The sequence below is a fragment of the Desemzia sp. C1 genome (assembly GCF_020882875.1).
Classification (GTDB): domain Bacteria; phylum Bacillota; class Bacilli; order Lactobacillales; family Carnobacteriaceae; genus Desemzia; species Desemzia incerta.
Genome location: NZ_JAJIZP010000003.1, coordinates 1,308,461 through 1,326,761, shown reverse-complemented (window position 1 = coordinate 1,326,761; position 18,301 = coordinate 1,308,461). Strand labels below are relative to the sequence as shown.

Sequence of the window (18,301 nt, the reverse complement as noted above, 5' to 3'; positions counted from 1 at the left end):
TAGAACAACAAAGCAGTACTATTAAGTGTTAAGAGGTGAATCATATGATGGAATTAGCTGCTCCATTGGCTCAAGAAATCGTTACGCAAATGAAAGAAATAATCCATCAAGAAATTAATTTCATGAATAAACAAGCCATTATCATGGCTAGTACGGATCCTGATAGAATCGGAAAAATGCATGGCGGAGCTAAAGAAGTAATCAAAACGAAACGCCCACTCACTATTGCTACCGATTACTCTTACCCAGGGAGTAAAAAAGGCATCAATATCCCTATTTACTTTGAACAGGAAATCATTGGCGTTATTGGGATCACTGGTGAAAAAGAAAAAGTACAACAACATGGTGAACTCATCAAAAAAATGACAGAGATCTTGATCAAAGAAGATTACTTAAAAGACATTCTCAGCAAACAAAGAGACCGTTCCAGACACATTATCAGTGCACTTTTGCATCAGGAAATCTCTAGTAAAGCTGCTGACACGCCTGATCCTTTTAGTTACGATTATTCGATTCCTCATGTAGCCGTGATCGGAAAATGCACTTCAATTCCTTTAGATTTAAGGAATGATCTTCACAAAATTATTGAACAATCTGCTATTTTGGATCATAAGCATATTTTCACGATTTTAAGCGATCAACTGTACATCTTATTTAGAGAAGAGACTACTTCTAATGTCCAACACATCCTTCGCCAGTTAGTTGACGAAATTCACTCTAAAACAACATTACCATTTCGCTTTGGAATCGGATTACGTTCTGAATCTCAAAAAGAGGCACGACAATCTTTTATTCAAGCAGCTGACGCTTTGAAATGGACCATTCTTTCGAATCATACGGTGGAACTGTATCAAGAAATGGATAATGGAATTTTATATGCAGGGTTGTCAGAAGAAAAAGCGGCTCATTATTCTCATAAAATACTTTCTGGAATTCCTAGTGACGAAAGAGAAGAATTAAAGCTTCTCTTTTTCACTTATGGGGAAACAAATAAGAGCGTGGCAAAAAGTGCTGAAAAGTTATTTTTGCACAAGAACACCTTTCAGTACAAATTAAATAAAATTCAACACTACACGGGTTATGACCCTAAAGTGGTTAACGATTATGTTGTTCTTTATTCCGCGTTTGTTTTAGAAAGTCTTTCTAGTTCAACAATTGTTTAATCCATTAAAAAGAGTGCTCAAAACGTTGATCACCGTTTTGAGCACTCTTCATTTTATTAGTCTTTTACATACTCCTCAATCTCACTCAACCAAACCTCATAGCCTTCTTTGCTCAAATGCAATCCGTCAACGGAATACTCTTCAGCCAATTCGTTGCCAAACTGTTCTGCAACATTCAAGAAAGTCACACCTTCTAATTGAGCCAACTTTTTGTTCAATTTAGCTACAGTTTCATTGATTGGTTTGCTTTGTTTGTATTGATTGTTCTCATACAAATCTCCAGCTACAGGAAAGACACTTTGCACATAAATCTGTGTTTCCGGGTTAGCTTCCTTTATAGCAGTGATAATTTTTTTATAATTTTTCTCAATAGTCTCTACAGGAATATCTTGTTGGATATCATTGATGCCAATCAGTAAGAGCACTTTTTTAGGATTCAACTCGGTCACTTGATCGATTCGTTTCAATAAACCGCCCGATGTATCGCCGCTGATCCCTCTATTGGCGACCGTTATGCCTTCAAAATATTCGCCCCATTCGAAGTAATCCGTCTGACTGTCTCCAGCAAACACCACTTCTTTAGATTGCTTGTCCCCAAGCTCAAAATTATCTCGCTTGATTTCAACGATCGGGTCTACTTTAGGCTGATCCGCTGAGACTTTACTTGGTCCATTTGCCAAATACACCCAACCACCTTGATTTAAAAAAATAATAATTCCGGCTACAATAACCGCCACATTCAAAAATAGTGAAACTCTAAACACATTCTTCTTCGACAAACTAACTTCCTCCAATTCAAATCTTCCTTACTATAGTAACGCAGGAACGTTGATACTGCTAGGATTTAGCTTGATTAGACGTTATAGTCATCAAATTTAAGCTATCAATTTTTCTCATCGTCATACTTTAATTGTAGTAATTTTTTGCACCTTACTGCCACTAAAAACAAAAATTATTTACTAGCACGTGCCATACACGTATAATATACTAAAGATTAATGTGTTAATAGATCATTTTTATTAAGGAGATGTGATTCAAAATGATTCAGGATAAGGTATATGTCTATCCCGCTTATATAACCGTTGATGTAGAACAAGAATTCCCCTATTTTGTTGAAATACCTGATATGGAAGGCTATACGCAAGGCAAAGACTTAGCAGAAGCTATCACAATGGCTCGAGATTATATCGGCTTTGCAGGTGTTGACAAATTAGAAAATGGAGAACCACTTCCACTACCAGATCAAATTAAATACAATAAAAATGATGCTCAAATAACAACTCTAGTGGATATAAATTTCAAAAAATATAAAGCACAGTATGATAATAAAGTCGTCAAAAAAACTCTCACAATTCCTAACTACCTAAATGAACTCGGTAATGAACAAGGTATCAATTTTTCATTAACTCTTACAGAAGCGTTAAAAGAAAAATTAGGCGTTTAAGAGTAGTGATAGCTAACCTGTAAAAAAACTGTTTCCTGCATTAATGGAAACAGTTTTTTTACACCTTAATGTTAAACCATTCTGAACATTAATCTACTGTTCTCGATTTCTTCAAAATCCATATCACAGAACTCTTCATATTCCACTTTATTTATGAATTCCTCTGGATATGATTCTCCCGAATTTCTTCTGCCTAAACGCTCATTAATTTCCTCTTCGGAAAAACCAATATGTTTATGCAAATCTATTACATTACTATTTAAGTGCGCATCTTCATCATTCATAATGGTTTCAAATTTTTTAGCCATCAATCGATTTCGTTGTTCACTTAATACCTTTTCTTTTCTATACTCTTCAGTGGGAGCAGTATAGAAACAAATAACATTTGGTAGAAAGCTATAGATATTAATCATGAAACCTTTTAACTGTTTTATTACTTGCCTTTTGACACTCAAATCTACATTATCGCTCCATGATATATCTTCAATGTAAAAAATATTATTAGTTTCCCCTCCGTTTTTTTCGAGGTCATATTCTTTTAGAATAGAATAAACAAATTCTAAATCTCCAGAATAATCATCACATACACTATACGGACTGTAACCTTCTTGAACCATATCTTTACCAAAGATAAGCATTCCTGAAATTTCACAAATCTCATCTACTTGACCCGCTTCTACAAGGTTTAAAGTCTCTTGAACTTCGTCATAAGATTCGTCATCTTCTAATATTGCTCCCTGAACTCTTATTTGAACTCCTTTTAAAAACTCTATACCTTCTTCTAATCTATCTTGTTCCTCATCTTCAAGATCAATGGATACCGCTGTATCTCGAGAAAGTAAATTTGTTGCTAATAATGTTGTATATCGCATTTTATCGCTCCTTTCATTATCTAAACATTCATCGAAAATAATTTTACCAAACGGTTTCTCTGTTATTAATGTACTGCATTGATTCTTTAAAAGCAATCATTTTACGAACGTTTGTTCCCGTAATTTTAGAATAACAAGCACTCAGGACTGTTAATAAAGTTCTGAGTGCTTGTTATTTACTTCTATTCTATTACGTACTCCTCAATCTACTTCAACCAAATTAATCTGGATTAATAAAATGGCTACCCTTTCCAATTGGGAAATCCTTCTATTTTAGCTTGGATATAGCTTGAAAAGAATACTTATTAGCTTCTACATTATTTTTACTATGATTAGCAATAGATTGAATCTACCAAATATTCGGGTCGTTGTTGTGTTTCAACCCAAACATTTGATATAATATAATCAAATATTTGGGTCTATTAATAATCATTACCCAATAATTTGTAAATGAGGAGTGGTTTCATGACTGATGCATTAAAAATAGACGAATTAAAAGTTTTTTTAAAGTCAAATCAACCCGTTAATACAAAAGAACTCTTGCATTTTTATCAGCAATTTGTTCCTACACTTAAAATCAATACTTTGCGCTGGAGAATCTATGAATTAAAAAAGCTGGATATTATTTATAGTCCGCAAAGAGGTTTTTATGCCTTACAAGAAAAGAAAAAATTTATCCCTTCAGCTACTGAGTTAATAGAAACTATTTCTAAATCGGTACAAGACAGATTCCCATATGCAAAATTTAGCATTTTTTCTACTCAATGGTTGACAAACTTTTCAAATCATATGTACCAATCAAAAAACATAATCTTAGAAGTAGAAATTGATGTTATAGACGCTGTATTTCATTTTTTGAATGAAGAATTTCCTAACGTTTTTTTATTGCCTGATCAGAAAATGTATGATTACTACATTTCCCCGCAGCAAGAAAATATCATTATCACAAGATTATACGTTGATGCACCTCTATCCCAAATTGAAGGTAGTTATTATATTCCAAGACTCGAAAAATTACTTGTTGATTTAGTTATTAATACCCCTGTCATATTACCAATAAGTCAATCAGAAATTAAAACGATTATCACCAATGTACTTGAAGTATATAACATTAACTACTCTACACTGAGCCGTTACGCTAAAAAAAGAGGTATAGAAAAAAGACTAGTAGAATTTAATTTATCGAAAGGAGAAGAAAAAAATGATATCTGAAAATAGCTTAACAACTGAATGGTATGAAAATTTAACTCAAGAGTATACAAATTTAGATCGCAACCTTTTTGATAAAGTCACCCATGCTTTCTATCTACTAGAAAAACTATCCGATTCACAACTCGACTTTATCTTTAAAGGCGGCACTTGTTTACTTTTGCTTCTACAGGAAATGAGAAGATTTTCAATTGACATCGACATTATTCTCTCTGAAAGTACAGATAAGGAAAGTTTGATTAATATTTTAGATGGAATTATCCGTGATTCTATCTTTACCCATTATGAAGAACAAATTCGATATAAAACAGCAGTTCCCAAAGCACACTACAAGTTTTTTTATGAATCTCCATTTGATAAAACAGAAGTTTATGTCTTACTAGATGTACTTTTTGAAGATTCTCCTTACAATCAATTACTTGAACTACCTATAGAAAATCCATTTATTGAAACTGTTTTACCAAAGAAAACCGTAACAGTTCCTAACATAGAGAATATTCTTGGAGACAAATTAACAGCTTTTGCCCCAAATACAACAGGAATCCCTTATAATTTGGGAAAGGAAATGGAAATTATCAAACAACTTTTTGATATTGAGAGTCTTTTTGATCAAACAAATAACTTAGCAGAAGTTAAGAGTACTTTTCAAAAATGTGCTAAACAGGAATTGAGTTATCGTCAATTGTGGCACCTAGATGAGGAAGACGTTTTAGATGATATTTTAAAAACTGCTATGATTATTGGTGGAAGAGGAAGTAACGAGAAAGAAATTTTTTTAAACTTAGAAAATGGTATTCGCCGTATTAAATCACATATAATCCATCGAAATTATATAGTAGAAGAAGCAGTTGTCAGCGCTTCAAAAGCAGCCTATTTAGTAAGTCTCTTGAAAAATAATAAACAAATCATTGAAAGGTATAATCCTGGACAGCCATTACCTGAATTAATCGGAAAACCATTGTTTAATAAAATGGCTAAAATAAAAAAATTTAGTCCGGAAGCATATTATTACTTTGCTAAGACTCAGCAATTGATTCAATAAGTTTCTAACTCTTTTCTAAAGTTACTTTCAATACTCTTTATTTTTTATTGCAACTATCCATGTAAGTTCATATAGAATCCCAAACCGCTATTCTTATACCATTTAATATGACATAAGAATAGCGGCTTATTTTTTTGTGGTACACAATTCTTTTAAAAAACTTGTAATGAGTACATTAAGTTTTTAGTCAGCTTTATTGTCCATGATCAGCACTTTTTTAGCATACTCGTCCCAATAATCTTCATCACCCTCAATACTATGAAGCCAGTTGTACATTAACAAAATTTCAAGTTCTTGCTTTTTCCCTTTCATAAAAGGTTTATCAGCTATTTTTCTATATAATGAATTAATGTTAAATAAGTTGTACTGTTGTCGATAATTGTACTCATATCTTTGATAATTACTTGTGCTTTTAATTTTATGTTTCGCATCCCATGAATCTTTCGCATCTGAAAAATAATTCACATAATCTGAAGCAAACAGAGCTAAATTCACGTGATATTTATCCCATGTTTCTTTTAACCAACAACCTATTTCTTCTGAGATATAAGCCTCTAAATTATTAGTATCTGGAATACTGTTTATTCGATGGTAATCCTTAATAAACAAAAATAGGTCTTCAGTTTGCTCGGTCAAAAAAGGATACTTATTTTTTAAATCTGCGTAATATTCATAAGAAATATTAGGGAAATCTTGATCTGTATAACGCAAATAAAATAGAATGTCTTTGCTTAAATAACTCACTATCGAACGGTTTAGTTGTGCATCATAATCTTTATAAATATTCACTAGCCAACTTTGAACGCTTGGCTCAAATTTTCTAAGGCTTTTTTTATACTTTACTAGCCGTTCTTCATTCAATACCATCTTCTCATCTAACACTAGTTCATCCAAGTATTGATTAAAATATTCAAATACATAATTTATACTAGCTTGAGTATTTTGAATTTTCATTTCAAGATCAAACTCATTTAATTTGTCTTCTCTTTTTCTCTTAGAAATATATTCTTCTAACGTTAACATTCGCTCACATCCTCATTATACTGCATCAAACACTATTTCTTTTTCAACTTATATATTACCAGCTTACTCTCCTATAAACACTACTTTAAGTACGGATTATAAAGACTGTTACCTGCAAATTTGCGGTTTTCAAACTAAATTTCCGTATTTTGAACAAAGAAATACCAAAGTATTTCTATCATATCACCTTTCATGTTTTTGATTGGATGCATAAGCCATATAAATCTGGGATTTACGAACCTATATATTGAATTTCAATTTGAGTATAATAACACTGTTTCTAATTCTAGTTCTCGTATGGATATTTATAGCTTTAAATATACTATTAAAAAAGCACCATCCCATCAACATGTAATTCTCCTTCTGCATCAGAAAATTACACATCAATAAAATGATACAATCCCAATAAATAGCCCCAATATTTCCAAAATTCTTTCTTAGCGACTGCTTTTAATTCATCGCCTGCTTCATCCCACGGAACAAATTGACCATCCACAACTTGATAAGCCGCCACAAAAGTCAGCTCAAAGTCATAGTCACGATTGACGCGTTCATAAATCATTTTCGTGCGCAGCATGTGATAGTCAGAAGATGTAACAATGGCCGAATCAAATCCGTTTTCCTCCATGATTTCTAGCGTATGAACCGCATTTTCATACGTGCTGGTAGCTTCAGTCTCAGGAATGATTTGCTCAAATGCAACACCAAATTCTTCATAAATTTCTGCATTAGTGTCTACCATAGGCGAAATAATAATCTTATCAGAACGACTATAGCCTTCGTGCAGCAGCTCCGAAGCCTTATTCGCTCTGATATATTCTTGCCCCTCTGGCACAATGATCACATCTGATTGAACCGGCTTTTCATCCACAACGAGATGATTCATAATAATTGGATAACTTACACCAAGAACCAGGCAAATAAACAGAATAATACTTATAAAGATTCTCCTTTTTTTCATTCCGTTCTCCTCAAATAAGTATTTTAAGTTGAATCTTATATTAAACAAAAGGTTCACATCAAGCAACTGATAGAACAATCAAATAATAAAGGAGGAAAATCAGAGCGTATTGAAATAACTGAAATTATTGGATACATTGTAGATTGAATAACTTATAATAGAGTTATCAAATGAATTATTTGATTAATTATCTGCTGCTCATTCAAAAAAACAGCTCTATATTGATCTAGCAGGACAATCCCCTTATTCTTCTAGATAGTTGAATGATCACTAATCAATTATTTTTGATCACTGTTTAATGCTTATCAGATCCAATTATAGTTAAATTCACACAAAATTATACTTAATACACTATCTTAAGAAGGAGCACTATTTTATGAATACTTTTAAATCTTCAAAATTACTATTTTGGACACTGTGGATTTTAGCCGTTGTTCTAATTGTTTACTACGCAACTCAAATAAGCTTTGTTTTCCAACCCATATTTGTTTTGTTTTCGACATTGTTTATCCCAGTTTTAAGTGCAGGATTTTTATTTTACTTGTTGAATCCTTTAATCAATCTCATTGAAAAATTAAAAATCAAACGCAGTTACGCTATTCTCTTAGTTATGGTTTTATTTCTTAGTGGAGCTGCTATTTTTATCATCAGTATGGTTCCTCTTCTTATGAATCAGCTATCCGACCTAATTGATAATATCCCTACTATTATTTCGGATATTGAAGCTCAAACTAAAGACCTTGCCTTTTTATCTTCATTGGACAATGTTAATGTAGAAGAATCTTTGAATCAACTAAACATTTCTTTGAACGCTTTGTCCAAATCATTTTTATTTAATATCACATCCAGCATCAGTTCGATAATTGGAAAACTGGCCAACCTAACCATTGTCTTGATTACAATCCCGATTATTTTATTTTATATGTTCCATGACGGTAAAAAATTACAACTATCTATTACCCACCTATTTCCTGATAAGTATCAAAAACATGTTTTTGAATTGTTGCATCTGACAAATGATGTGATTACCGCTTATATCAGCGGAAAAGGATTAGCAAGTATTGTTGTTGCTGTATTACTCTATTTTGGCTTTTTATTCATTGGAGTTCCTTACACGTTATTATTAGCTATTATTAATGGGTTCACCAACCTTATTCCTTATGTTGGTCCTTTTATCGGTGGTGTGCCTGCAGTCATTGTGGCCTTAACGATTTCTCCGACAGCAGCTATCTTAACAACCTTACTCATACTCATTGTTCAACAATTAGACGCTAATTTACTGACACCAAAGTTTGTCGGAAAATCTTTAGCCATTCACCCCTTAACGATTATTATCATTTTATTAGTGGCAGGAAAGATGCTGGGATTTGTTGGAATCATCTTTGGAGTTCCAGCTTTTGCTGTCATTAAAACAGCCATCACTTACCTTAAAAACACTCGAAGCGCTGGAAAACAACAAACCATGTAACGTCACTAGTGTTGCATAAATATAGTCAGAATATTCTGAATTATTATTTTCTTGAAAAAAGTAAAAAAAATTGAATGCTTACGCAAAGGATGACTATTTCCAGAAAATTTTGCTTATTTAGCTGATTCCATTAGCATCCAACAACAACGTTTTATTGTAGTCAATTGGGCACTAAAAGTTCAATCCATTTTTCTGCAGGTTGAAATAGGAGGTAACGAAAAAGTCGTTTAATTTGGAAAATAGACTGTCCAGTCTTTGTTTCTAACTGAATCAAATAGGTTAGTAAACTGGCAATCAAGGCTAAAATCAATTGATTTACGACTCCCTGTTCGCTTCTTGAAAAAAACTTTTTGATTGTCATATGCTGTTTAATGTGTTTGAAGAACAGTTCTATTTGCCAACGAGCTTTATACATTTCTGCAATTTCAGCAGAGGAACAGTCAAAACGATTCGTGATGAACTGAAGAACTTTCCCTTTTTGATCTTGAATAGTCACTAAACGAAATCGGGAAGTTAGATAGTTTTGAGCACCTAATGCGACCAATTGGTCGCTGATAATAGAGTCTTCTTTGGAAGCTGCTAATGTTTCCAAAACATGAACTTTTGTATTCTTTTTGATTCTCGTCACAAAGAAATAACCATTCCAGTGCATTTTATCCATTCGTTCGAAATCTAGGTAACCACGATCGAATACATAAGTTGCCTCAGGTTGATTGACCAACACTTCCAACTGGTTTGTATCATGTTCAATCGCATTAGTTAGTGTAAAATCATCTGGATAAAGATGGTCATTATCCATAAAGCAGAGTTTTAAGTGAAGCTTAACTCCTGATTTCGTTTTACGAAAATCAGCCCATTGATAAAGATTTTGATTCAATGAAAAGGTCGAAGAGTCAATTAAATAGAGACTATTTCGCTTATCCACGGGCATTTTATTTTTAACCTGACTGAGAAGCTGGTAAAAAATAGCTAAAAGAATTTCTGAATCCATTTTGGGAAGAACTCTAGAAAGCTGAGAATAACTGATGCTTTCAATCCCAATCTCTTTTTGAAGTTCTTTGGAAACAAAAGCAGTATCCATATCTCTGAGACTTTCTTTCTCTTCATTGATCGCATGAAGAAAAAGCTGCAGAGCTCGAAAGAAACTAAGTTTCTTATGGTATTTATCAAAGGCAAAAACCTTTTCACGAATAGGAATCGGTAATTTTTCTAACTTAATTGCCGAAAACCATTTATTAAAAGCAGAATTTAGTTTATACTTATCCATAAGTTGGGTCCTTTTTATTGGTCTTGGATAAGTCATCCAAGTTCAGTATAAAGGACTTTTTTGCATATTGGAATAGGATACATAACATTGTGAAACATATTATGTTTCATGCAACACTAGTGATGTAACGTATAAGAATTTAAATTCGAAAGGAAGCCTAGTCACCACTAATAGGCTTTTTTTGATACAATATATTTGAGATTAAATACACCTTTGAATCCAATACCCCATTCACCGATTATGCTATACTAAGTAAATAAGTAAAACACCAAAGGAGTTCTAACATGAAAAGTTTAGTTTTAGCAGAGAAGCCGTCTGTGGGGCGCGATATCGCTCGTGTGCTTGGCAGTACCAAAAAAGGGAAAGGCTACTTTGAAGGAGATCAATACATTGTGACTTGGGCGCTGGGACATTTAGTGACCTTAGCTGACCCTGAGACTTATGACCAAAAGTACAAAACGTGGAATTTGAACGATTTGCCGATGTTGCCGAACGACATGAAGTTGACGGTCATCCGCAATTCCGGCAGTCAGTTCAATGCCGTCAAATCGCAATTGAAACGTAAAGACGTTTCGGAAGTCATTATTGCTACCGATGCTGGGCGTGAAGGAGAATTAGTAGCGCGCTGGATTATCGAGAAAGCCAATGTTAACAAGCCAATGAAGCGTTTATGGATCTCGTCTATCACCGACAAAGCAATCAAAGAAGGTTTCAAGAATTTGAAGCCGGCTAAAAATTACGAGAACCTTTTCCAAGCAGCTGTTGCTCGTTCCCAAGCTGACTGGTACATCGGATTGAATGCCAGCCGTGCGTTGACGACCAAATACAATGCGCAATTGAATTGCGGACGCGTACAAACGCCTGTCGTGCAAATCATTGCGCAGCGCGAGGAAGAGATCAACCAGTTCAAACCAAAGACGTTCTATGGAGCGGAAGCTACTACAGACCACTCATTGAAACTCATTTGGCAAGACGCTCAATCTAATGATACGAAAACATTTGATCAACAAAAGATCCAACAAGTCGTGAAGCATACAGAAGGCAAAAACGCTGTGGTGACCGATGTGGTGAAAAAATCGAAGAAGACTTTTTCACCTGCCTTATACGATTTGACGGAGCTGCAACGTGATGCGTATCAAGCGTTCGGGTATTCTGCGAAAGAAACCTTGAACATCATGCAGACCTTGTATGAACAATACAAAGTTTTAACGTATCCGCGGACCGATTCGCGTTATTTGACGAGCGACATCGTTCCTACGTTGAAAGACCGGATCAAAGTCAGCGCGCACGGAGAATACAAAGCGATCGCTAAAACGCTATTGAACCAGCCGATAAAAGCTCAAGGTTCATTCGTGAACGATCAAAAAGTTTCGGATCACCATGCGATCATTCCGACCGAGCAAGTCGTTCCATTGCAAAAACTATCCGCAAAAGAACGCCACATCTATAATTTGGTCGTGAAACGGTTCTTCGCTGTACTATTGCCTGCTCACGAATACGAGCAGTTTACGTTGACCGCAACGATTGGCTCCGAACGCTTTACTGCCAAAGGGAAAACAGTTACCAAAATGGGTTGGAAAGAAGCGACGATGAGAGGGGACGCTAAAGAAGACAGCTCAGGTGAATCCTTGTCTTCTATTAAAGTTGGCGACACATTGACCGTTTCTTACGTCAATGAAACCACTGGTCAGACAAAAGCACCCGCTTACTTCAACGAAGCTACTTTGCTGACCGCCATGGAAAACCCTGGTCAATACATGGATCATAAAGACAAAGCATTGACTCAAACATTGAAAGCCACAGGCGGACTTGGAACGGTTGCGACTCGAGCAGATATCATCGACAAATTGTTCAAATCGTTCTTGATCGAGAAAAAAGGCAACAACATCCACGTCACGTCAAAAGGTAAACAGCTATTAGAGTTGGTCCCAGCCGACTTAAGATCGCCAGAATTGACGGCCGAGTGGGAACAAAAACTGGAAGCTATTGCCAAAGGAAACTTGAAGAAAGAACAGTTCGTGGATGACATCAAAACATTCACCAAAGAACTGGTCACTGAGATCAAGCAAACTGACGGAAAATTCCGACACGAAAACTTGTCGACCAAGACTTGTCCTGACTGCGGCAAACCGATGCTGGAAGTCAACGGCAAAAAAGGCAAAATGCTGGTCTGCCAAGATCGCGAATGCGGCTACCGCAAAAACGTTTCTCGTCAATCCAATGCACGCTGCCCGAACTGTATGAAAAAAATGTCCCTCAGCGGCGAAGGAGATGGTCAAATCTTTACGTGTACATGCGGATACCGAGAAAAACTGTCCGCGTTCAAAAAACGCCGCGACCAATCCGGATCTGGAAAAGCCGATAAACGGACCGTTCAGAAATACTTGAAAAAACAAAAACAAGAAGAGCCTGAAGACAATGGATTGTTTGATGCATTGAAGGGTTTGAAGTTTGACTAGAATTAAAATCAATTAACAGTAAAAAGACTTCTCTAAGAAAGAGTAAATATTTTCTCTTTCCAGAGGAGTTTTTTTATCTCTATAGCATCCTTTTTTGTAGTTGAACTTAACTTTAGTCTTCTAAAATGGTACATTAACTTTGCTAAATACATAAAAGAAATCGAGGTGCTCCTATGTTAGATAAATCAATTCCTTATGCAGAAATCTGGATGTATCGTGAGCGAGAACTTCCAGTCGTTGAAAAAACTCTGCCTGAAGGGTTTCACTTTGAGCTTTACCAAGAAGGTGATGAACTGTATTGGGCAGCTATTGAAACAGCCGTGGCGGAGTTTGATAATGAGACAAAAGCGATCGCTTATTTTAATGAAAAGTTTGCGCCTTACCCAAAAGAGCTGAAACAGCGAATGTTGTTTGTCACTAATCCATCAGGAGAAAAAGTGGGGACTTGTTCCGCGTGGTGGAAAGAAACGCCTGATGGAAGCCGTTATCCGTTGGTCCATTGGGTCGCTGTAAAACCTGGTTATCAAGGAAAAGGTCTCGCAAAAGCGATGATGACTCGGACTCTTAAGCTGCTGCAAAATCTAGAAACTACTTCTCCTATTTATTTGCACACACAAACTTGGAGCCATCCAGCTATCCGTTTATACCAAACATTAGGTTTTGAAATAACGGATAAAAATATAGACGGCAGTCCAAATCCTGATTACGCCAAAGCGATGTCTATTCTGGCCACATTACGAAACTAAACAAAACCGGTCAGCTCCACTCATCACGAGTAGTCCTGACCGGTTTTATAGTCTATACTCCCATCTTTCTCTTCTGTCTTTTACTGTTGAAATAGCCCGTATACAGCCTTCTAAAACGGAGCTTCAGTTTTGATTTGTAGTAGAAAGTGTCGATGAGTTCTTTGGTGAGGTCTGCTTTTTGGATCTTGGCAAATTCTTTTTTGAAGCTTAAAAAAGTTTCGGTGCGTTCTAAGTAGTTTTGGATTTGCGGGACTTTGAGGAGCTGGTAGTAGTAATGTAAAAATTTGATGTTGCTGAAAAAAGGACGGTCATACTGTCCATTTTGCTGGTAAAACATTTCGGCATCTTCCAAACTTGTGATCACGTCCAGCATTTTTGACCCGTAAGAATGGCTGATGCTTCCGGAACGTACTCGATAGTAATAGACCGAATCTTTGATCACGATTGGATTTGCCGCAAAAAGCAGCGCTTTTAAGTAAAAATTCAAGTCCTGAGCCACTCTCACATCGGCAAATTGAATCCCGTTTTCCTTAATCATACTTGCTCGATACAGCTTATTCCCCGGAAAAGGCGGACACAACGAGAGCTGCTGCTTTGTGGCTTTCCCCTCCAAAGAAATGACCAATTCCTCAATAAAATTGCTCTCGCCTAGCCATTCTCCTGCTTCATTTATAAACTGGTACTGTCCGATCACTAAATCGCTGGCGTACTTCAAACCCTCCGACACCATTTTTTCGATAGCCGTTTCAGGCAAATAGTCATCTGAGTCCATAAAATACAGATACTCTCCAGCAGACGCTTTACAGCCAGCGTTTCGAGCTGTTGGTGCTCCTTGCTGCGTTTGGAAAATAGAGCTGATACGCGAATCTCTCTGCTTTGCTGCCTCTATGATCTCCCTTGTCCTATCCGTTGACCCATCATCGACTAAAATGATTTCCAGCTGTTTATACGTCTGCTTGAGAATCGACTGGATCCCTTGTTCCAAATATTTTTCTGCATTGTAAATAGGCATAATGATAGAAACAGTTTTATTTTCCATAAAGTTCGACTTCCTCTTATCCATAGAGTGAAAAGCTGGCGTAGCAAATGAACCGAAAAACCCTTTTACGATTTGACGTTCAGTTCATCGACGTCTTCCTCAAATACTGGCGGCACCAATAGTTGTTCTACTTCTTTCAGTTGCAATTCCAAATCAAATATCCGACTCCGTTCACGGGCTTTGCAGGCAAAGTATTCTCTGATGTGTGCTTCCACGATCATTTTTTTACTCCTCGATGCAGCTCCTCTTCATTGATATCGACCAGCATCCCGTATTCCCCATTCTTCAGCAATTCTACAGGTCCAGCGCACCGAGTACTCACTATCGCTTTTCCAAGAATCAACGCTTCTGCGACCGCTAGACTGTACCCTTCTGACAATGAAGAACAGACGAAGACTTCCGCTTTACTCACGAATTTGTAAGGATTACTTTGGAATCCCAGAAGCGCTACATCGTTGTTCAAATGATGATGTTTGATGTACTCTTCCAGACTCCTCCTTTCAATCCCCTCGCCAATGATCGACAAATGAACCTTCAGCCCATCATCTCGCAATCGCTTGAAAACTCGCAGCAACACGCCAAAACCTTTGCTTTCTTCCAATCTGCCAACAGTCACCAACTCCACTGTGTCGGTATCAGAAAGCACATCTACTGGTTCTAAGCCAGCTTGTCGTATCTTTGAGACATTCAGCAAATTATAAACGACTATCGGATCAAATTCGAGCGCGACTCCTTTTTTGAATCCTTCCACCGCATTTTCAGACACCGTCACAACATGATCGAACCGCTTATACGCCTCGATTTGTTCTTTGGCATCATTATAATCCTCCAGCGCATAAGTTAATTGGCTCATATCACAATGCACCCAAGCAATTTTTTTAGATTTCTGATTGCTGGAATTCGCGATGATTCGCGTTGCGATCCCCTCTACAAATGCCACCTCACAATCATAGTGCTCTCTTACTGCCAGGCGATAAATCAACTCTGGATGAATCAATTTGATCAACAGCTTGCTAGCGACTTTTCTGGAAAATGAGTGTTTGAACCGCAGCAGGGGTCGGTATTTCACACCTGTTGGAATAGCGTCCCTATAGACACCTTCGTCTTTAAAAGCTTGTATGGTGATGTCGTATTTGCTTTTATCCAAATTCTCCACCAAATCGATCAAAGCTTTTTCAGCTCCGCCGCCATCCAATGAATACACGAAAAACAACACTTTTATCATGTCATTCCCTCCTAAAAAATCCTAGGTAAATAAACTTTTTGCGTTAACTATCATACAGACCGATCTATGGGCGAGTTTCAAATAAGGTGTGGTACGAGTAGTGTGAAATATGCGGGTGTATCATATAAAGAAGGTAAGAATACAGTAGGAATTTCTAAAAAGTGGGGGTAATGCTAAGAGATGGAAAAATGAAGAATTTTCTTTTGTTAGAGATAAATATAGCATAGTCGAGACGAAAAAAGAAAAGAAAACTTCACGTGTATTGAATTTATTTTATGCTTTCTTTAATCGGTTTAAAAAAAGTCAGTTTGAGGATTAAATAACCGGTTGTGTTATGATAATAGTGTGATTTCCAATACAGTAAAATCCTGCTCACATCCAAAGGAGGACTTAAACCAATCATGAAAAAACTAATCATCAACGCCGACGATTTCGGATATTGTAAAGGTGTCAATTACGGGATTATCGAGGCTCATACAGATGGTGTACTGACTTCTACAACAATGATGGCTAATATGCCAGGGTTTGATCACGCAGTAGAGTTGCATCAACAGCACCCTGACCTTGGTATCGGCGTTCACTTAAACTTGACTACAGGCTCTCCTGTTTTGAACCACTTGAAAACTATCGTAGACACTGAAGGAAATTTCCGCAACCAATCTTACTACAAAGGCTCTTTCATCATCGATCAGCAAGAAGTCTATAACGAATGGAAAGCACAAATTGAAAAGATCTTAGCTGCTGGTATCCACCCTACTCATCTCGATGCGCATCATCATGCGAACCTTTTTGGCGACTTTAACGACATTTATTTCAAGCTGGCTGATGAATACAATTTGCCGGTTAGAAACAACTTTAACAATCAAGATCCAACCAGAAGAACTACAGATGGGTTCGTGTATACTATGGAAACTGCTCTCCAATCAGAAGAAAGTTTAACCCAGTTATTTGCAACACACACTACAGTCGAGATCATGTGCCACCCTGCTTTTTTAGATAAGTTTTTATTAGCCAGCTCATCTTATACTTACCCTAGAACAGAAGAACTGGATTTGCTGACTCATCCAACTACTAAAGAGCTGTTCAACCGCCAAAACAAGATTGAGTTAGCAACTTTTAAAATCATATGAAGGTGTATGACTTCAATGAATACATCTTTTCAAAAAACATCCATTTTAGGCAGCAGATTAGTAAAAATTCTCTACATAAACTACACCAAATATTAAAAAGCCTTAAATCACAGCAATTCTCTGCTATGATTTAAGGCTTTTATTCAACTTAATTCCTTAGTTAGGATACATTATTATTCTGTAGTTCATAATGATGATGATTGAAAGTTTTTATTGCATCTACAGCTAGCTCTTTATTGATCATTTGCTCAAGGATATCCGTTGGGATAGTTGCTGTATGAGCGCCAGCCATTAATGCCTTCAAAACCTGATTAGTATTTTTAAAACTTGCTCCCATAATTTTTGTTTCTAAATTCCTGTCATCAATAAACATTCTTATTTGGTGAATAGATTGAAAAGGGTCTATATTGTTATTTGACATACGATTTACATATGGGGCAACATAATCACATCCGGCTAAAGCTCCCAGAATACCTTGATCAGCGGAATAAACCGCGGTTCCTAATAGAATTTGCTCAGGATTTTCTTGCTTCACTTCTTTGATAAACATTAATCCTATAGAATTTAAAGACACTTTTATTCCGATTTTTTTGTCAGTAGAGATAGACATGATTTTTTGGTAATCTTTAGTCGCTTCTTCTACTGTCTCTCCTACAACTTGAACAAAAACTAATGGAGCTTGAGTGCTCAACATCTCTTTAATTTGCGTAAATCTTTCTCTTTTTTCTTTGAACAAAAGTGTAGGATTAGATGTCACTCCTTTAAGAATCCCTAATTTCATTTGTTTATTGATCTCATTAATATTTACTGTATCTAAAAACATTGAATTTCCTCCCAACCTAAAAGTAAAGCAGAGAAGGTTTCTTCTCTGCTCAAATCTTATTTTTCTACTATGCTGATTTTTGTTCCTTTTGACACTGGTTCAATCTCTTTGTTTTCCACATAGAGAGTGCCTGCCAGTTCTGGAACCGAACTCCCATTAAAGTTGACTGTAATATGTCCTAAGTCTTTTAAATTTTTTTCGACTTGTTCTCCAACAGCAGTAATTTCATAAGATTGATTCTCTATGGTAAGATAACTCCCTACTTTAATCGTTCCATTTAATTCGTTCATGTCGATCATGAAACAATAAGGTCTCAATTCAGGTGGAGCTTCATTTCCAAATAAAACCATCATATTTTCTTCTAAAAAATCAAGTGCATTAGGTCCAATTTCGTTTACTGTTGTTGAATAAATACTCATACATAACCACT

Annotated in this window: 18 protein-coding genes; 8 read left to right on the top strand and 10 right to left on the bottom strand. The window is 36.0% G+C overall.

Translation table 11 applies throughout. The annotated features are described in order from the left end of the window. The first annotated feature begins 44 nt into the window (after window positions 1-44). Window positions 45-1,163, top strand: a complete 1,119-nt coding sequence (locus LMF32_RS06800; protein WP_230524289.1) for a sugar diacid recognition domain-containing protein — start codon at window positions 45-47, stop codon at window positions 1,161-1,163. Window positions 1,164-1,219: 56 nt separating this feature from the next. On the opposite strand, the gene LMF32_RS06795 is transcribed toward LMF32_RS06800, so the two are convergent. Further along, window positions 1,220-1,942, bottom strand: coding sequence for a GDSL-type esterase/lipase family protein (locus LMF32_RS06795; protein WP_230524288.1), 723 nt, complete (start codon window positions 1,940-1,942; stop codon window positions 1,220-1,222). Between the two features lie 260 nt (window positions 1,943-2,202). Here LMF32_RS06795 and LMF32_RS06790 point away from each other — a divergent pair, with 260 nt between their 5' ends. Beyond that, a complete protein-coding gene (locus LMF32_RS06790) occupies window positions 2,203-2,607 on the top strand; it encodes a type II toxin-antitoxin system HicB family antitoxin (protein ID WP_188204269.1) in 405 nt (134 codons plus the stop codon). A 71-nt stretch (window positions 2,608-2,678) separates the two neighbouring features. On the opposite strand, the gene LMF32_RS06785 is transcribed toward LMF32_RS06790, so the two are convergent. Further along, window positions 2,679-3,479 (bottom strand): hypothetical protein, encoded by an 801-nt coding sequence (locus tag LMF32_RS06785; protein WP_230524287.1) that lies wholly within the window; start codon window positions 3,477-3,479, stop codon window positions 2,679-2,681. 465 nt (window positions 3,480-3,944) lie between these two features. Here LMF32_RS06785 and LMF32_RS06780 point away from each other — a divergent pair, with 465 nt between their 5' ends. After that, the gene (locus LMF32_RS06780; RefSeq protein ID WP_230524286.1) at window positions 3,945-4,691 is read left to right on the top strand and encodes a DUF6577 family protein; all 747 of its coding nucleotides are present in this window, start codon (window positions 3,945-3,947) and stop codon (window positions 4,689-4,691) included. After that, window positions 4,681-5,730 carry a nucleotidyl transferase AbiEii/AbiGii toxin family protein gene (locus tag LMF32_RS06775; RefSeq protein WP_230524285.1) on the top strand — a complete coding sequence of 350 codons (1,050 nt, stop codon included), beginning with the start codon at window positions 4,681-4,683 and terminating at the stop codon, window positions 5,728-5,730. The genes LMF32_RS06780 and LMF32_RS06775 overlap by 11 nt, the downstream gene beginning before the upstream one ends. Window positions 5,731-5,913: 183 nt before the next feature. Here LMF32_RS06775 and LMF32_RS06770 read toward each other — a convergent pair whose 3' ends face one another. After that, a complete protein-coding gene (locus tag LMF32_RS06770; protein WP_230524284.1) occupies window positions 5,914-6,753 on the bottom strand; it encodes a hypothetical protein in 840 nt (279 codons plus the stop codon). Window positions 6,754-7,129: 376 nt separating this feature from the next. Next, window positions 7,130-7,714 (bottom strand): YdcF family protein, encoded by a 585-nt coding sequence (locus LMF32_RS06765; protein WP_230524283.1) that lies wholly within the window; start codon window positions 7,712-7,714, stop codon window positions 7,130-7,132. A gap of 376 nt (window positions 7,715-8,090) precedes the next feature. On the opposite strand from LMF32_RS06765, the gene LMF32_RS06760 reads away from it, so the two are divergent. Further along, window positions 8,091-9,182 (top strand): AI-2E family transporter, encoded by a 1,092-nt coding sequence (locus tag LMF32_RS06760; RefSeq protein WP_230524282.1) that lies wholly within the window; start codon window positions 8,091-8,093, stop codon window positions 9,180-9,182. A gap of 160 nt (window positions 9,183-9,342) precedes the next feature. Here LMF32_RS06760 and LMF32_RS06755 read toward each other — a convergent pair whose 3' ends face one another. After that, a complete protein-coding gene (locus LMF32_RS06755) occupies window positions 9,343-10,449 on the bottom strand; it encodes an IS4 family transposase (protein WP_230523649.1) in 1,107 nt (368 codons plus the stop codon). 284 nt (window positions 10,450-10,733) lie between these two features. Between LMF32_RS06755 and LMF32_RS06750 the strand changes: the two genes are divergently transcribed. Together LMF32_RS06750 and LMF32_RS06745 are read left to right on the top strand one after the other, a co-directional pair. Continuing rightward, window positions 10,734-12,908 (top strand): DNA topoisomerase III, encoded by a 2,175-nt coding sequence (locus tag LMF32_RS06750; protein ID WP_230524281.1) that lies wholly within the window; start codon window positions 10,734-10,736, stop codon window positions 12,906-12,908. Between the two features lie 173 nt (window positions 12,909-13,081). Next, window positions 13,082-13,654 carry a GNAT family N-acetyltransferase gene (locus LMF32_RS06745; protein WP_230524280.1) on the top strand — a complete coding sequence of 191 codons (573 nt, stop codon included), beginning with the start codon at window positions 13,082-13,084 and terminating at the stop codon, window positions 13,652-13,654. A 52-nt stretch (window positions 13,655-13,706) separates the two neighbouring features. Here LMF32_RS06745 and LMF32_RS06740 read toward each other — a convergent pair whose 3' ends face one another. The 3 genes from LMF32_RS06740 to LMF32_RS06730 all read right to left on the bottom strand — a co-directional run bounded on the left by LMF32_RS06740 (window position 13,707) and on the right by LMF32_RS06730 (window position 15,918). After that, window positions 13,707-14,693, bottom strand: coding sequence for a glycosyltransferase family 2 protein (locus LMF32_RS06740; RefSeq protein ID WP_230524279.1), 987 nt, complete (start codon window positions 14,691-14,693; stop codon window positions 13,707-13,709). A gap of 65 nt (window positions 14,694-14,758) precedes the next feature. Then, window positions 14,759-14,914, bottom strand: a complete 156-nt coding sequence (locus LMF32_RS06735; protein ID WP_230524278.1) for a hypothetical protein — start codon at window positions 14,912-14,914, stop codon at window positions 14,759-14,761. Further along, complete coding sequence (locus LMF32_RS06730; protein ID WP_230524277.1) at window positions 14,911-15,918, bottom strand: glycosyltransferase; 1,008 nt, start codon at window positions 15,916-15,918, stop codon at window positions 14,911-14,913. The genes LMF32_RS06735 and LMF32_RS06730 overlap by 4 nt, the downstream gene beginning before the upstream one ends. Before the next feature lie 401 nt (window positions 15,919-16,319). Between LMF32_RS06730 and chbG the strand changes: the two genes are divergently transcribed. Continuing rightward, complete coding sequence (chbG, locus tag LMF32_RS06725; RefSeq protein ID WP_230524276.1) at window positions 16,320-17,048, top strand: chitin disaccharide deacetylase; 729 nt, start codon at window positions 16,320-16,322, stop codon at window positions 17,046-17,048. Between the two features lie 160 nt (window positions 17,049-17,208). Here chbG and LMF32_RS06720 read toward each other — a convergent pair whose 3' ends face one another. Continuing rightward, window positions 17,209-17,871 (bottom strand): transaldolase family protein, encoded by a 663-nt coding sequence (locus LMF32_RS06720; RefSeq protein WP_230524275.1) that lies wholly within the window; start codon window positions 17,869-17,871, stop codon window positions 17,209-17,211. A gap of 56 nt (window positions 17,872-17,927) precedes the next feature. Next, entirely contained in the window at window positions 17,928-18,290 is a 363-nt protein-coding gene (locus tag LMF32_RS06715; RefSeq protein ID WP_230524274.1) for a PTS glucitol/sorbitol transporter subunit IIA, read from the bottom strand. Window positions 18,291-18,301: the final 11 nt, after the last annotated feature.

Bases quoted from the DNA above. Each gene is read 5' to 3' on its own strand.
- LMF32_RS06755 (WP_230523649.1), bottom strand. From the start codon at position 10,449: ATGGATAAGTATAAACTAAATTCTGCTTTTAATAAATGGTTTTCGGCA.
- LMF32_RS06775 (WP_230524285.1), top strand. From the start codon at position 4,681: ATGATATCTGAAAATAGCTTAACAACTGAATGGTATGAAAATTTAACT.
- LMF32_RS06780 (WP_230524286.1), top strand. From the start codon at position 3,945: ATGACTGATGCATTAAAAATAGACGAATTAAAAGTTTTTTTAAAGTCA.
- LMF32_RS06730 (WP_230524277.1), bottom strand. From the start codon at position 15,918: ATGATAAAAGTGTTGTTTTTCGTGTATTCATTGGATGGCGGCGGAGCT.
- LMF32_RS06740 (WP_230524279.1), bottom strand. From the start codon at position 14,693: ATGGAAAATAAAACTGTTTCTATCATTATGCCTATTTACAATGCAGAA.
- LMF32_RS06715 (WP_230524274.1), bottom strand. From the start codon at position 18,290: ATGAGTATTTATTCAACAACAGTAAACGAAATTGGACCTAATGCACTT.
- chbG (WP_230524276.1), top strand. From the start codon at position 16,320: ATGAAAAAACTAATCATCAACGCCGACGATTTCGGATATTGTAAAGGT.
- LMF32_RS06745 (WP_230524280.1), top strand. From the start codon at position 13,082: ATGTTAGATAAATCAATTCCTTATGCAGAAATCTGGATGTATCGTGAG.
- LMF32_RS06760 (WP_230524282.1), top strand. From the start codon at position 8,091: ATGAATACTTTTAAATCTTCAAAATTACTATTTTGGACACTGTGGATT.
- LMF32_RS06720 (WP_230524275.1), bottom strand. From the start codon at position 17,871: ATGTTTTTAGATACAGTAAATATTAATGAGATCAATAAACAAATGAAA.
- LMF32_RS06765 (WP_230524283.1), bottom strand. From the start codon at position 7,714: ATGAAAAAAAGGAGAATCTTTATAAGTATTATTCTGTTTATTTGCCTG.
- LMF32_RS06770 (WP_230524284.1), bottom strand. From the start codon at position 6,753: ATGTTAACGTTAGAAGAATATATTTCTAAGAGAAAAAGAGAAGACAAA.
- LMF32_RS06800 (WP_230524289.1), top strand. From the start codon at position 45: ATGATGGAATTAGCTGCTCCATTGGCTCAAGAAATCGTTACGCAAATG.
- LMF32_RS06785 (WP_230524287.1), bottom strand. From the start codon at position 3,479: ATGCGATATACAACATTATTAGCAACAAATTTACTTTCTCGAGATACA.
- LMF32_RS06750 (WP_230524281.1), top strand. From the start codon at position 10,734: ATGAAAAGTTTAGTTTTAGCAGAGAAGCCGTCTGTGGGGCGCGATATC.
- LMF32_RS06790 (WP_188204269.1), top strand. From the start codon at position 2,203: ATGATTCAGGATAAGGTATATGTCTATCCCGCTTATATAACCGTTGAT.
- LMF32_RS06735 (WP_230524278.1), bottom strand. From the start codon at position 14,914: ATGATCGTGGAAGCACACATCAGAGAATACTTTGCCTGCAAAGCCCGT.